The following is a 12,879-nucleotide window of genomic DNA, read 5'->3' on the forward strand; positions in this document are numbered from 1 at the left end:
GAACACCAGGTGCGGGAGCGCGGGTACGCTCGCACCTGTGCCCTCCATGAACGACCTCGTACGCCAGCACACCGCTCTGAGTGAGTCCGACCTCGAGTGGCTCCACCTGCTGGTCTCGGAGTGGCAGCTGCTCTCCGACCTCTCCTTCGCCGACCTGGTGCTGTGGGTGCCCACCCTCGACGGCACCCGGTACGTCTCCGTCGCCCAGATGCGGCCCAACACCGGCCCCACCTCCTACCAGGACGACATGGTCGGCCACCTCGTGCCGCGGGGCCGCCGCCCGCTGCTCGACGCCGCCCTCGACGAGGGCCGGATCGTGCGCGAGGGCGACCCGGAGTGGCGCGAGGAGGTGCCGGTGCGCGTCGAGTCCATCCCCGTACGCCGCGAGGGCCGTGTACTGGGAGTGATCGCCCGCAACACCAACCTGCTCACCGTGCGCACCCCCAGCCGGCTGGAGCTGACCTACCTCCAGTCCGCCTCCGACCTGGCGCAGATGATCGCGGCCGGCTCCTTCCCCTTCCCCGGTCAACAAGTCGACATGGACGCCTCACCGCGCGCCGGTGACGGACTGATCCGCCTCGACGCGGACGGTGTCGTCCAGTACGCCTCGCCCAACGCCCTCTCCGCCTACCACCGCCTGGGCCTCGCCGCCGACCTGGTCGGCCAGCACCTCGGCCAGATCACCGCCGAACTGGCCCCCTCCCGGGGCCCCGTGGACGAGGCCCTGGTCAAGCTGGCCAGCGGGTACGCACCCCGCGAGGCGGAGGTCGAGGGCAACGGCGGCGTCATCCAGCTGCGCGCCATCCCGCTCAAGCCCAAGGGCACCCGGATCGGTTCCCTGGTCCTGCTGCGGGACGTCACGGAACTGCGTCGCCGCGAGCGCGAGTTGATCACCAAGGACGCCACCATCCGGGAGATCCACCACCGGGTGAAGAACAACCTCCAGACCGTCGCCGCCCTGTTGCGCCTCCAGGCCCGCCGGATGGACTCCGACCGGGGCCGCGAGGCGCTCGACGAGGCCGTGCGCCGCGTCGGCTCGATCGCCATCGTGCACGAGACGCTCTCTCAGAACCTGGACGAGCGCGTCGAGTTCGACGAGATCGCCGACCGGGTGATCTCGATGGTCGCCGAGATCTCGCCCGGCAAGGTCGTCTGCCGCCGCAACGGCCGCTTCGGCATCCTCGACGCCGAGGTCGCCACACCGCTGTCGATGGTGCTCACCGAAATCCTCCAGAACGCCCTGGAGCACGCCTTCGGCCCGGCCGAGCAGGGCACCGTGGAGGTGTCGGCGGTGCGCGGGGGCACCCGCGCCGACGACGCCCGGCTGCTGATCACCGTCCAGGACGACGGCCGGGGACTTCCCGAGGGCTTCGACCCCCAGCGGGCCGGCAACCTCGGGCTGCAGATCGTGCGGACGCTGGTGGAGGGGGAGTTGGGCGGCACGTTCGACATGCAGCCCGCTCCGGGGCGCGGCACGCGTGTGGTGCTCGACGTCCCCGTACGCGCGCAGAAGTGACCGCGGCGCGGGGACGCGGGCACAGCAGCGAGCCCCGGACCGTGGAAGACGGTCCGGGGCTCGAACGCTTGGGGTTACTGCTGCGCGCTGCGGCTCGGGAGGCGGGTCAGTGCGTACTCGCTGTACGCGCCGCCTGGCTCTGGCTCGTAGCGGGTGGCGTCGCTCAGGCGCTGGCGTTACGCGCCCGGTTGCGGGCGGCGCGGCGCTTCATGGCGCGACGCTCGTCCTCGCTGAGGCCACCCCAGACGCCGGAGTCCTGGCCGGACTCGAGCGCCCACTGCAGGCACTGCTCCATGACGGGGCAGCGTCGGCAGACAGCCTTGGCTTCCTCGATCTGCAGCAGCGCAGGACCGGTGTTGCCGATGGGGAAGAACAGCTCGGGGTCTTCCTCACGACAAACGGCGTTGTGACGCCAGTCCATGGCTGCTACCTCTCCTTGGTGTTGCATGCACGTTGCTTGTGAATGTGAACGCTTTCACGAATCCCTCAACAAGTGAAGGGCCGAACGCCAGATGAACTGGTGTGGTCCTGGATTTGAGGAGGGGTTCTGGCTCTCACTGGAGGCCGGTCTTGCGGGCCGTCCCGATCGCCATGTAGAGATTCGCAAACCTCGGCGGCGGATACAACCCCTTCTGGAAAGTTTTTTTTGATTCCTCGGTGTCGGCTAGGTCACAGCCGTACTTCTATGGGGTGGACCCTGGCCCATACGTTCGAGATAAAGGACCAAGGGCCCTTCCACTCACACAATCACACGCAGTGCACGACGAACGCCTGTGAACGTCACGCTGCTGCGCAGACCGAGGTGGTCTCCGTCCATCTGGAAGGGGAGCGGCACCTTCGAATGCAAGGCGAAGTCCGTCAGGTCGTGCAGGGAGACGGCGTGCTTGCCGTGGGGGCCGCGCTCCGGGCTGGAGGTCAGCAACTGGGTCGCCGCGCGGGCCACCGAAGCGGTCGTCAGCCGGCTGAGCGCGAGCACGTCCAGCGCGGTGTCGAAGGAAGCCCCCGGGGACGCGTACACCGGGCGATTGCCCAGGTAGGTCCAGGGGGAGGTGTTGCAGACTATCGACAGCGAGAGGTCGTGGACCGGGTCGTGACCCGGGCGCTCCAGCGTGATCGCCCCCCGGCCCCGGCGCGGCTCGCCCAGGAACTGGCGGACGGCCTGGCGGATGTACAGCGCGTGCGTCGATCTCTTCCCGCGCTCGCGCTGCTGTTCGACCCGGCCGATCACCCCCGCGTCGAACCCGAAACCGGCACAGAACGTGAACCACCGGGCCGGAACCGACTCGTCCTCCGTGCCGGGCGTACCCGCCGCGAGGCCCAGGCCCACGGTCCGGTCGCGCTTCTCGCGCAGCGCGTCCAGCAGCGCGCCCGTCGCCTCCACGGCGTCGTTCGGCAGGCCGAGCGCGCGGGCGAAGACATTGGTGGACCCGCCCGGCACGACCGCGAGGTGCGGGAGCCGGTCGGGGTCGGGGCCCCGGTGCAGCAGACCGTTGACGACCTCGTTGACGGTGCCGTCACCCCCGAGGGCCACCACGAGCTCGACGTCCTCGGACTCGGCGGCCCGCCGGGCCAGGTCACGGGCGTGGCCCCGGTACCCGGTCGTGACGGCCTCCAGCTTCATCTCGCTGGCCAGCGCGTGGATCAGCACGTCACGGGTGCGCGCACTGGTGGTGGTGGCTGCCGGATTGACCACGAGGAGTGCGCGCATGCCCGCCAGGTTACCTACCGCGCGGTACCGGGCCCAGCGGCTCCCCGCTCCGTCCACGGGCTGGACGCCCCCGCCGGCCGCCCGGCGGTTACGCTGCCGGGGTGAGCAGTACGGAGCAGACACCCGCCACCCCCTCCCCTTCCGCCCCGCGCCCGGCGAGGCTGACCGCCGCCGCGGCGGTGGCCGGACTGGAGGCGCTCGCCCTGATCGCCGGCGGTGTCTACCTGCTGGTGACGAGTCTCACGGGCCGGCCCGACGACCTGACTCAGGCCATGACCGGCGGCGTCACTCTCGTCGCGCTGGGTCTCATCCCGCTGCTGGCCGCGCGCGGGCTGCTGCGCCGCCGCAGCTGGAGCCGGGGCCCAGCGATCATCACGCAGCTGATGGCCCTGCCCGTGGCCTGGACGCTCCTGCGGGCGTCCGGCGCGGCGGTTCCGGCCGGCATCGTCCTGGCCGCCGCCGCCGTGACGGGGCTCGTCCTGCTGTTGCACCCGGCGACCGCGACGGCCCTGGGCGTACGCGGGCGGGCCTGAGGGCCGGAGCCGAAGGGGCCCGGCGCCCGAGGACCGGAGGGCCTGACGCCGGGAGGCCCCGGGGCCCGTCGGCGCGCGGGTCACGGGAGCACGGGCCGGCGAGTGCGGGCTGCGCGGGCCGGGGGCCCGGGACTCCGATGCCCACGACTCCGATGCCCACCGGCCCGGTGCCGGGCCCGGGTGTCCGCCGGCCCGGGTGTCCGGTTCAACTCCTCCACGAGGAGCTTCTCGCGCAGCTGCGCCAGCGTGCGGGCCAGCAGGCGCGAGACGTGCATCTGCGAGATGCCGACCTCCTGGGCGATCTGCGACTGGGTCATGTTCCCGAAGAAGCGCAGCAGCAGGATGCGCTTCTCGCGCGGCGGCAGGTCCTCCAGCAACGGCTTGAGGGACTCGCGGTACTCGACGCCCTCCAGCGCCTCGTCCTCCGCGCCGAGCGTGTCGGCGACCGCCGGGGACTCGTCGTCCGTGTCCGGGACGTCCAGCGACAGCGTGGAGTACGCGTTGGCCGACTCCAGGCCCTCCAGGACCTCCTCCTCCGAGATGCCGAGGCGCTCGGCGAGCTCGTGCACGGTCGGGGAGCGGCCGTGCAGCTGGGAGAGCTCGGCGGTGGCCGTGGTCAGGGAGAGGCGCAGCTCCTGGAGGCGGCGGGGCACCCGCACCGCCCAGCCCTTGTCACGGAAATGGCGCTTGATCTCGCCGACGACCGTGGGGGTCGCGTACGTGGAGAACTCCACGCCCCGGTCGGGGTCGAAGCGGTCGACGGACTTGATCAGACCGATGGTGGCGACCTGTGTCAGGTCGTCCAGCGGCTCCCCGCGGTTGCGGAAACGGCGCGCGAGGTGCTCGACCAGCGGCAGGTGCATCCGCACCAGCCGGTTGCGCAGCTCGGCCCGCTCCGGCGAACCGTCGGGCAGCGTGCGCAACTGGATGAACAGTGCCTTCGCGCCACTGCGGTCGTTCGGATCGTGGTGATGGTGGTGCTGCTGCTCGTTCATCCGGTCCGCCCGCTCATCCAAAAGACCGTCCACCGGGTGCGGCCGCGCCTGCTGTTCCGGGATCGAGCTCAGTGCCCGCGGGCCGCGCTCCTCGTCTCGCACCGGACCGTCCCCGTTCCTCACGCCGGCCCGGGTCCCGCGCCGCGCTGTTTGTACAGGCTGATGGAGACCGTCCGGTCGTCGGCGACGGACGAGTCGACCTTGCCGGCCAGTGCCGAGAGCACCGTCCAGGCGAACGTGTCGCGCTCCGGGGCCCTGCCGTCGGTGGTGGGCGCCGAGACCGTGACGTCCAGGGAGTCGTCGATGAGACGGAACACGCAGCTCAGGACCGAGCCGGGCACCGCTTGCTGGAGCAGGATCGCGCACGCCTCGTCGACGGCGATGCGCAGGTCCTCGATCTCATCGAGGGTGAAGTCCAAACGCGCCGCCAGGCCGGCCGTGGCCGTACGCAGCACGGACAGGTAGGCACCCGCAGCGGGCAGCCGGACTTCCACGAAGTCCTGGGTCCCGGGCTCGCCTGCGATCTGGGACACCCTCACCTCCAAGGTGGCACAAGCTCTTTCGGGGCTCCGGGAGGGCTGATCCTCCGCGGAACCGTGCGGTACGCAGGTATGCGCAGTCCGCCGTGACGCTATCGCGATAGGTGGTGCCGTGTCGCCGGGACCCCTCTTCCGGCGCCTGTCACTCATGGTAAGCACATGGGTACGCTCAGTGGCTAGAGGTCTGCGGGGCCCAATCGCGAGAAACCGGCGGAGGGTTGACGTACCCAGACCTCACACGATCGAACCGTCCACGAAGCACCAACGCCAGTTCTCCCCGGGCTCGAAGGTCCGCATCACCGGGTGCCCGGTGTCCTTGAAGTGCTTCGTGGCGTGCTGTCCCACGGAGGAGTCGCAGCACCCGACGTGCCCGCACCGCAGGCACAGCCGCAGCTGTACGGGGTGGGTCCCGTCGGCCGCGCACTCCGGGCAGGTCTCCGAGAGCGGGGCGGGCTCGGGCTGTGGCAGTTCGGCCAGGTGCAGGCACTCGCGCATGATGGCCAGGTTACGAGGTGCCGTCCCGGTGGCGCACCCGGGCCGAGGCAGCGGGGCGGTGAGCGCCCCGGACCGGTTCCACGCGGAGTGGGGAGACGATGGACGCACTGTCATTGGTGGCGTTGGTGGCGGTGAGCGCCGTCATCGCGGGGGCGGCCCGCAGGACGCCCGTACCGGCACCGCTGCTCCTGGTGGCGGCCGGGCTGGCCGCCTCCTACGTACCGGGGGTGCCGGACTACACCCTGGACCCGCACATCGTGCTGCCGCTGGTGCTGCCGCCGCTGCTCCACACGGCCGCGCTGGAGTCCTCCTACCTGGACCTGCGGGCCAATCTGCGGCCGGTCGCGCTGCTGTCGGTCGGCTATGTGCTCTTCGCGACGCTCGCCGTCGGGTACCTCGCCCACCTGATGGTGCCGGACCTGCCGCTGACCGCCGCCCTGGTGCTGGGAGCGGTGATCGCGCCGCCGGACGCGGTGGCCGCCACCGCCATCGCCCGGCGCCTCGGGCTGCCCGGCCGGATCACCACGATCCTCCAGGGAGAGTCGCTGGTGAACGACGCGACCGCGATCACCGCGTACAAGGTGGCGCTCGCCGCGGCGGTCGGTGAAGGGATCGGCTGGGCCGGCGGGCTCGCCGAGTTCGCGGTCGCGGCGCTCGGCGGGATCGGCGTCGGCCTGGTGCTGATGGTGCCCATCCACTGGCTGCGCCGCTCGCTGCGCGAACCGCTGCTCCAGAACACCCTGTCGCTGCTCATCCCGTTCGTCGCCTACGCGGCGGCCGAGCGCGTCCACGCCTCCGGTGTCCTCGCGGTCGTCGTGGTCGCCCTGTACCTGGGGCACCGCTCCTGGCAGGTCGACTTCGCCACCCGCCTCCAGGAGGAGGCCGTGTGGAAGATGGTCGCCTTCGTGCTGGAGACGTCGGTCTTCGCGCTGATCGGGCTCCAGCTGCCCCACGTGGTGCGGGAGCTCGGTACGTACGGGACCGGCGAGGCCATCCTGTACGCGGCCGGGGTGTTCGTCGCGGTGGTCGTCGTCCGGTTCGTCTGGGTCCTCCCGGCCACCTACCTGCCGCGGGCGCTGTCGCGCCGGGTGCGGGAGCGGGAGCCGGGCGTGGGCCTGGCCTCGCCGGTGATCGTGGGCTGGGCGGGGATGCGGGGCGTCGTGTCGCTGGCGATCGCCTTCTCGATCCCGGTGGCCGGCGCGGGCGAGGCGTTCCCGGCGCGGAACCTGGTGCTGTTCCTGACGTTCACCACGGTGATCGGCACCCTGGTGGTGCAGGGCCTGACCCTGCCGCCGCTGATCCGGGCGCTGAAGCTGCCCGGCCGCGACCCGCGGGCCGAGACGCTGGCCGAGGCGCAGGCGCAGAGCGAGGCGTCGCGGGCCGCCGAGCAGCGCCTGGAGGAACTGCTCGCCGACGAGCGCAACGCCCTGCCCCAGCCGCTCGCCGACCGGCTGCGCACGGTCCTGGAGCGGCGGCGCAACGCCGTGTGGGAGCGGCTGGGCGCGGCCAACCCGGTCACCGGGGAGTCGGCGGACGACACCTACCGCAGGCTCGCGCGGGCGATGATCGAGTCGGAGCGCGAGGTGTTCGTGAGGCTGCGCGACGAGCGCCGCATCGACGACGAGATGATGCGCACCCTGCTGCGCCGGCTCGACCTGGAGGAGGCGGCGGCCTACCGGGAGGCCGCCGACGGCTGACCGGGGTCCGGACGCCCGGTGATCACCGCGGCGAGGGTCGTCCCGGCCGGGAACGCGCCCTCCTCGGCCAGCGCGACGAGCCCGTACAGCAATTTGGCGACATATATGCGCTCGATGGCGAGTCCATGCCGTGCCTCGAAATCTTCGGCGAACGCCTCCAGATCGGGCGCGGTACGGGCGTAGCCGCCGAAGTGGAACCGTTCGTCCAGGCGCCAGTCGCCTGCCGGGCCGCCGAACGCCGCCTCCTGGAGCGCCCGTATCTCCCCGCCCAGGAAGCCGCCCTTGAGGACCGGCACGCCGACCGCCCGGCGTCCGCCGCCCAGCCCGGCGGCCAGCCCGGCGAGCGTGCCGCCCGTCCCGCAGGCGACCGCCGCCACGTCCACACCCCCGTCGCGCAGCTCGCGCCCCAGCTCCGCGCAGCCGCGCACCGCCTCGGCGTTGCTGCCGCCCTCGGGGACGACGAACGTGTCCGGGGGAGCGTGACGCAGCAGGCGCGCCAGCACCTCCGGCTCGCCCTTGGCGCGGTACGTGGCGCGGTCCGCGAACAGCAGCCGCATGCCGTCCGCCGCGCACCGGGCGAGGGACGGGTTCAGCGCCCGCCCGGCGAGCTCGTCGCCGCGTACGACCCCGGTCGTGGGGAAGCCCAGCAGGCGTCCGGCGGCGGCCGTGGCGCGCAGGTGGTTGGAGTAGGCGCCGCCGAAGGTGAGCACCGGGCGCCCGGCCGCCGCGGCCAGGTTCGGCGCGAGCTTGCGCCACTTGTTGCCCGGCAGGTCCGGGTGGATCAGGTCGTCGCGCTTGAGCAGCAGCCGCACGCCGTGCCGGGTGAAGCGCTCGTCCTCGACCGGCTCCAGGGGGGAGGGGAGGAGCGGGTCGAGGGAGGAGAGGGCGAGCGCGTTCACCCGGCCATTGTCACTTCAGCCGTTCCGCGACGCGTGCCCGCATCGTCTTCATGGAGAAGCCGCGCGGGTCGACCTTGCCCGGCTGCCACTCCAGGTGGCCGATGACCGAGCGGGCGGTCCACCCGTGCCGGCGGCAGATCGCGGCGGCGGCCTTCTCGATGGCCAGCAGTTGCGCCTCGGGCCACGGGTCCTTGCCGTTGCCGAGGTTCTCGCACTCGAACCCGTAGAAATGGGTGTTCCCGTCGACGTTCGCCTGGTTGTCGTGCGGCAGCGCCTTCTCGGCGATGACCGCGCGCAGTACGTCGCGGTCGCCCTGGCCGGCGTGGTTGGCGCGACCGTACCCGACCAGGTGGACGTGGCCGTCCTTGGTGATCACGCCGTGGCAGAGCGGGCCGGGCAGGCCGGGGCGGCCGTCCCGGCAGAGGCGGACGGTGTTGTCCCGGCCCTGGGTCACGGTGTGGTGGATCATCACACCGTGGACGGGCCCCCAGGGGCCCTTGTGGTCGCGGTTGTGGGTGCGCCAGTCGCCGACCTCGACGACGGTGAGGCCTTCGTCGCGCAGCGCGTCGAGAAAGCCGTTCGCGGACATGGGTGGGGCCATGCCGCCTCCTTCGGTTCGTTCCTGTGCGGGTCCTACCCGTGGGGTACGGAAGCGGCGCGCGGCGGACTCACCGTTCGGATGGCGTGCGAGCCGATCCGGACAATCGCTCCTGGGGCTGAAGTGGCGTGGGGAACGCAAGTCATGCCCAGTGAGTGGAGATCCATTCTCGCTCGTTTGTGTAATGGCGCCGGCACGTTGCGTGCTGAAAGGCTTTTCCTCAGAAGGTCAGACCATGATCGAGAGGGATGTTCATGTCGGTTGGTCCGGTTGGCGAGGAGATCCGTTCGGAGCAGGAGGCGCCGCAGCAGAGTCTCGGTACCGCCGCCGCGCGGAACCTGGCGACCACCACCAAGTCGGTTCCGCAGATGCAGGAGATCACCTCGCGGTGGCTGTTGCGGATGCTTCCGTGGGTGCAGGTGCAGGGTGGTACCTACCGGGTGAACCGGCGGCTCAGCTACTCGGTGGGCGACGGGCGCGTGACATTCGTGCAGACCGGCCCGCGGGTCGCGGTGATCCCGAACGAGCTGCGGGAGCTGCCGGCCCTGCGCTCGTACGAGGACGACGCGGCGCTCGCGGAGCTGGCCCAGCGGTGCGCGCAGCGGGAGTTCGCGGCGGGTGAGGTGATCGCCGAGGCGGGCACCCCCACCGACCGGGTGTTCCTGCTGGCGCACGGCCGCGTCGAGCAGGTCGGCACCGGCCCGTACGGGGACGAGGCGGTCCTCGGCTTCCTCGCCGACGGCGCGTACTTCGGCGACGGCTGCCTGACCGACCGCGACGCCACCTGGGACTGGACGGCCCGCGCCGCGACCGCCTGCACGGTGCTGGAGCTCACCCGCGCCGACGTGACGAACCTCGCGGAGCGCGCCGAGTCGCTGGCCGGACACCTGGCCGCCCTGGCGTCCCTGCCGCACCAGCGCACGAACAAGTACGGCGAGAAGGCCATCGACCTGTCGGCGGGGCACGTGGGCGAGGCGGTCGTCCCGCACACCTACGTCGACTACGAGGCATGCCCGCGCGAGTACGAACTGAGCGTCGCGCAGACCGTGCTGAAGGTCCACAGCCGGGTCGCCGACCTCTACAACCAGCCGATGAATCAGACCGAGCAGCAGTTGCGGCTCACCGTCGAGGCGTTGCGGGAGCGCCAGGAGCACGAGCTCATCAACAACCCGGAGTTCGGGCTGCTGTCCAACTGCGACTACGGCCAGCGCCTCCAGCCGCACGACGGCGTGCCCGGCCCGGACGACATGGACGAGCTGCTCTCCCGGCGCCGGGGCAACAAGCTGTTCCTCGCGCACCCTCGCGCCATCGCCGCGTTCGGCCGCGAATGCAACAGGCGGGGCCTGGTGCCCGGCTCGGTCGACGTGGCGGGCCACCAGATCCCGGCGTGGCGCGGGGTGCCGATCTTCCCGTGCAACAAGATCCCGATCTCCGACGCCCGGACGACCTCCATCCTCTGCATGCGTACGGGCGAGGCGGACCAGGGCGTCATCGGTCTGCACCAGACGGGCATCCCCGACGAGATCGAGCCGAGCCTGTCGGTCCGGTTCATGGGCATCAACGAGCAGGCGATCATCTCCTACCTGGTCACCGCGTACTACTCGGCGGCCATCCTCGTCCCGGACGCGCTCGGTGTCCTGGAGAACGTGGAGGTCGGCCGCTGGCACTGACGCCCGGCCGCGGCGCCCCCGCCGGCGCCGTACGGGTGCGGGGCCGGACCCGCGCGGGTCCGGCCCCGGCCTCACGCCCGCTCCCGGTCCTGCGCGGGGCCGGCGTACTCCGGTCCCGGTCCTGCGCGGGCGTCGAGCCGTGTCGGTTCGGGACCCGCGCGGGGCCGGCCCGTGCCGGCTCAGGACCCGCGGGGTCGGCGAACCCCGCTCCCGGGCCCGCGCGGGCCGGCGTACCCCTACTGCTCGCTGTGCGTTCTGCTGCCCGAAGGAAGTGATCGTGACCAGCACGGATACCGCGACGGCCGAGAGCCGGGGGGCCGCGGTGCTCCTCGACCGGACCCGGACGGTCGTCACCCCCCAGTTGCGCGCCACGGTGGAGACGCTGCCCGGCTCCATACGGCGCGTGGCGATGTACCACTTCGGCTGGGAGGACCCCGACGGCAGGCCCACCGCCGGGCAGGCCGGCAAGGCGATCCGGCCCGCACTGGTGCTCGCCGCCGCGCGGGCCCTCGGGGGCGAGCCGCACACCGCCGTCCGGGCGGCCGCCGCCGTGGAGCTCGCGCACAACTTCACGCTCCTGCACGACGACATCGTCGACGAGGACCCCACGCGCCGCAGCAGGCCCACCGCCTGGACCGTCTTCGGCATGCCGGACGCACTGATCGCCGGGGACGCCATGCTCGCCCTCGCGCTGCGGCTGCTCGCCGAGGACCGGCACCCGGCGGCGGCCGCGGCCTCCGCGCGGCTCGCCGCCTGCGTGATCGAGCTGTGCGCCGGCCAGCAGGCGGACTGCGCCTTCGAGGCCCGGGGGCCGCACGAGGTGTCGCTGGACGAGTGCCTCGCCATGGCCACCGCCAAGACGGGCGCGCTCCTCGGCTGCGCCTGCGCCCTGGGCGCGCTGTACGCGGGCGCCGGCGAGGAGGAGGTCGCCGCGATGGACGCGTTCGGGCGTGAGGCGGGCCTGGCGTTCCAGCTGATCGACGACCTGATCGGCATCTGGGGCGACCCGGAGCGCACGGGCAAGCCCGCCGGGGCGGACCTGGCCGCGCACAAGAAGTCGCTGCCCGTGGTGGCGGCCCTCGGCTCCGGCACGCCCGCCGGCGCCGAGCTCGCGGAGCTGTACGGACGGCCCGGCCTCGACGCCGCCGGCGTGCGGCGGGCGGCGGACGCGGTGGAGCGCGCGGGCGGGCGTGACTGGGCGCAGGCGGAGGCCGCGGACCGGATGGCGCGGGCGGTGCAGCAACTGTCGCGGGCGGTGCCGGACCTGACGGCGGCCGGTGACCTGCTGGCCCTCGCGGAGTTCGTCACCCGCCGCACCCGCTGAGCCGCCGCACCCGCCGACCCGGGCCCCGCGCGGTGTCCCGCCGGGCCGGGGCCGGTCGGCCCGCGCCGTCCCGGGCGCGCCCCGCCCCGGCCGGGGCCCGTCCCCGGCGTACCCCGGTAGCCCCGTCGCCGTAGCCCCGCCGCCCCCGTCGGGGCGCCGCCCGGTGGTGTCCGCCGCGACGGCCGGCGCGGCCGTACCCGGACGTACCGGATACGGCAGCGCACCGGCGCGACGGCCCACGGCGCCGGGCGTGCGCTGCTCGTGCCCGCCCGGGGCCCCGCGGCTACCGGACGCCGGCGGGCACGATCGCGTTCACCACCGTCTCCACGACCCGGTCCAGCTCCTCCTCGGACACCACCCCGGGCAGGGTGAAGTGCTCCAGCAGCAGGCCCGTCATGGCCAGATACAGCACCAGCACGGTGTCCGCGTCGCCCGGCAGCCCCGCGTCCTGGTGGAAGCGGACGTTCTCCTCCAGGTCGGCGCGGACCGCCCGGGTCAGCTCGGCCCGGAGGGCGGGCCGCCGGGTGGCCTCCAGCCGGAGCTCCAGCATCGCGAGGTACCCGGTGCGTTCCTCCGCGATACGCCGTACCAGCCACCGCATCAGCTCGGTCACCAGCTCGCGGCTGGGCTCGGGCCGCATCGCCGCGTCGACCGTCTCCGGCGCGGGCACCATGCGCGCGTGGATGCGCGTCCCCGCCTGGGTGAGCAGGTCGTCGCGGTCGGCGAAGTAGTTGGACGACGTGCCCGCCGGGACCCCCGCCCCGGCGTCCACCGCCCGGAAGGTCAGCCCGCGCGCACCGTCCCGCGCCAGGACGTCGATGGCGGCGTCCAGCAGCGCCGTTCTGCGTTCCGGGTTCCTCGCCATGCGGCGGCCTCCTGAAAAAATGCCCTTGCGCAACCACTAC

The 12,879-nt window shown here is 72.9% G+C and carries 12 protein-coding genes and 1 pseudogene; 5 read left to right on the forward strand and 8 right to left on the reverse strand.

Going from position 1 to position 12,879, the window contains the following annotated elements; all coding sequences use genetic code 11:
• Positions 1 to 46 precede the first annotated feature (46 nt).
• Positions 47 to 1,516: a sensor histidine kinase gene (locus tag IE109_RS23665; RefSeq protein WP_189553281.1), complete on the forward strand. Its 1,470-nt coding sequence runs from the start codon at positions 47 to 49 to the stop codon at positions 1,514 to 1,516.
• A gap of 163 nt (positions 1,517 to 1,679) precedes the next feature.
• Here IE109_RS23665 and IE109_RS23670 read toward each other — a convergent pair whose 3' ends face one another.
• Complete coding sequence (locus IE109_RS23670; RefSeq protein WP_003953983.1) at positions 1,680 to 1,937, reverse strand: WhiB family transcriptional regulator; 258 nt, start codon at positions 1,935 to 1,937, stop codon at positions 1,680 to 1,682.
• Between the two features lie 318 nt (positions 1,938 to 2,255).
• Entirely contained in the window at positions 2,256 to 3,224 is a 969-nt protein-coding gene (locus IE109_RS23675) for a diacylglycerol/lipid kinase family protein (protein WP_189553063.1), read from the reverse strand.
• A gap of 101 nt (positions 3,225 to 3,325) precedes the next feature.
• Between IE109_RS23675 and IE109_RS23680 the strand changes: the two genes are divergently transcribed.
• A complete protein-coding gene (locus tag IE109_RS23680; protein WP_189553065.1) occupies positions 3,326 to 3,757 on the forward strand; it encodes a hypothetical protein in 432 nt (143 codons plus the stop codon).
• A 209-nt stretch (positions 3,758 to 3,966) separates the two neighbouring features.
• On the opposite strand, the pseudogene IE109_RS23685 reads toward IE109_RS23680, so the two are convergent.
• The 3 genes and pseudogenes from IE109_RS23685 to IE109_RS23695 all read right to left on the reverse strand — a co-directional run.
• Positions 3,967 to 4,854 (reverse strand): annotated as a pseudogene (locus tag IE109_RS23685) (RNA polymerase sigma factor SigF); the annotation flags it as partial.
• Between the two features lie 17 nt (positions 4,855 to 4,871).
• Entirely contained in the window at positions 4,872 to 5,285 is a 414-nt protein-coding gene (locus tag IE109_RS23690; RefSeq protein ID WP_073754203.1) for an ATP-binding protein, read from the reverse strand.
• 240 nt (positions 5,286 to 5,525) lie between these two features.
• Positions 5,526 to 5,786, reverse strand: a complete 261-nt coding sequence (locus IE109_RS23695; RefSeq protein WP_189553067.1) for a UBP-type zinc finger domain-containing protein — start codon at positions 5,784 to 5,786, stop codon at positions 5,526 to 5,528.
• Positions 5,787 to 5,884: 98 nt separating this feature from the next.
• On the opposite strand from IE109_RS23695, the gene IE109_RS23700 reads away from it, so the two are divergent.
• Positions 5,885 to 7,483: a Na+/H+ antiporter gene (locus IE109_RS23700; protein WP_189553068.1), complete on the forward strand. Its 1,599-nt coding sequence runs from the start codon at positions 5,885 to 5,887 to the stop codon at positions 7,481 to 7,483.
• On the opposite strand, the gene IE109_RS23705 is transcribed toward IE109_RS23700, so the two are convergent.
• Both IE109_RS23705 and IE109_RS23710 read right to left on the reverse strand, forming a co-directional pair.
• The gene (locus IE109_RS23705; RefSeq protein WP_189553070.1) at positions 7,459 to 8,382 is read right to left on the reverse strand and encodes a 1-aminocyclopropane-1-carboxylate deaminase/D-cysteine desulfhydrase; all 924 of its coding nucleotides are present in this window, start codon (positions 8,380 to 8,382) and stop codon (positions 7,459 to 7,461) included. The genes IE109_RS23700 and IE109_RS23705 overlap by 25 nt on opposite strands.
• A gap of 10 nt (positions 8,383 to 8,392) precedes the next feature.
• Entirely contained in the window at positions 8,393 to 8,983 is a 591-nt protein-coding gene (locus IE109_RS23710) for an N-acetylmuramoyl-L-alanine amidase (RefSeq protein WP_189553072.1), read from the reverse strand.
• Between the two features lie 251 nt (positions 8,984 to 9,234).
• On the opposite strand from IE109_RS23710, the gene IE109_RS23715 reads away from it, so the two are divergent.
• Together IE109_RS23715 and IE109_RS23720 are read left to right on the forward strand one after the other, a co-directional pair.
• A complete protein-coding gene (locus tag IE109_RS23715; protein ID WP_189553283.1) occupies positions 9,235 to 10,650 on the forward strand; it encodes a family 2B encapsulin nanocompartment shell protein in 1,416 nt (471 codons plus the stop codon).
• 271 nt (positions 10,651 to 10,921) lie between these two features.
• The gene (locus tag IE109_RS23720) at positions 10,922 to 11,974 is read left to right on the forward strand and encodes a family 2 encapsulin nanocompartment cargo protein polyprenyl transferase (protein ID WP_373297760.1); all 1,053 of its coding nucleotides are present in this window, start codon (positions 10,922 to 10,924) and stop codon (positions 11,972 to 11,974) included.
• Positions 11,975 to 12,257: 283 nt separating this feature from the next.
• Here IE109_RS23720 and IE109_RS23725 read toward each other — a convergent pair whose 3' ends face one another.
• The gene (locus IE109_RS23725) at positions 12,258 to 12,839 is read right to left on the reverse strand and encodes a TetR/AcrR family transcriptional regulator (protein WP_189553076.1); all 582 of its coding nucleotides are present in this window, start codon (positions 12,837 to 12,839) and stop codon (positions 12,258 to 12,260) included.
• Positions 12,840 to 12,879: the final 40 nt, after the last annotated feature.

The organism is Streptomyces lavendofoliae, assembly GCF_014649735.1.
Classification (GTDB): domain Bacteria; phylum Actinomycetota; class Actinomycetes; order Streptomycetales; family Streptomycetaceae; genus Streptomyces; species Streptomyces lavendofoliae.

What these genes read in the sequence shown, in the direction of transcription:
- IE109_RS23665 (WP_189553281.1), top strand. Translation starts at nt 47, where the DNA reads ATGAACGACCTCGTACGCCAGCACACCGCTCTGAGTGAGTCCGACCTC.
- IE109_RS23670 (WP_003953983.1), bottom strand. Translation starts at nt 1,937, where the DNA reads ATGGACTGGCGTCACAACGCCGTTTGTCGTGAGGAAGACCCCGAGCTG.
- IE109_RS23675 (WP_189553063.1), bottom strand. Translation starts at nt 3,224, where the DNA reads ATGCGCGCACTCCTCGTGGTCAATCCGGCAGCCACCACCACCAGTGCG.
- IE109_RS23695 (WP_189553067.1), bottom strand. Translation starts at nt 5,786, where the DNA reads ATGCGCGAGTGCCTGCACCTGGCCGAACTGCCACAGCCCGAGCCCGCC.
- IE109_RS23700 (WP_189553068.1), top strand. Translation starts at nt 5,885, where the DNA reads ATGGACGCACTGTCATTGGTGGCGTTGGTGGCGGTGAGCGCCGTCATC.
- IE109_RS23710 (WP_189553072.1), bottom strand. Translation starts at nt 8,983, where the DNA reads ATGGCCCCACCCATGTCCGCGAACGGCTTTCTCGACGCGCTGCGCGAC.
- IE109_RS23715 (WP_189553283.1), top strand. Translation starts at nt 9,235, where the DNA reads ATGTCGGTTGGTCCGGTTGGCGAGGAGATCCGTTCGGAGCAGGAGGCG.
- IE109_RS23725 (WP_189553076.1), bottom strand. Translation starts at nt 12,839, where the DNA reads ATGGCGAGGAACCCGGAACGCAGAACGGCGCTGCTGGACGCCGCCATC.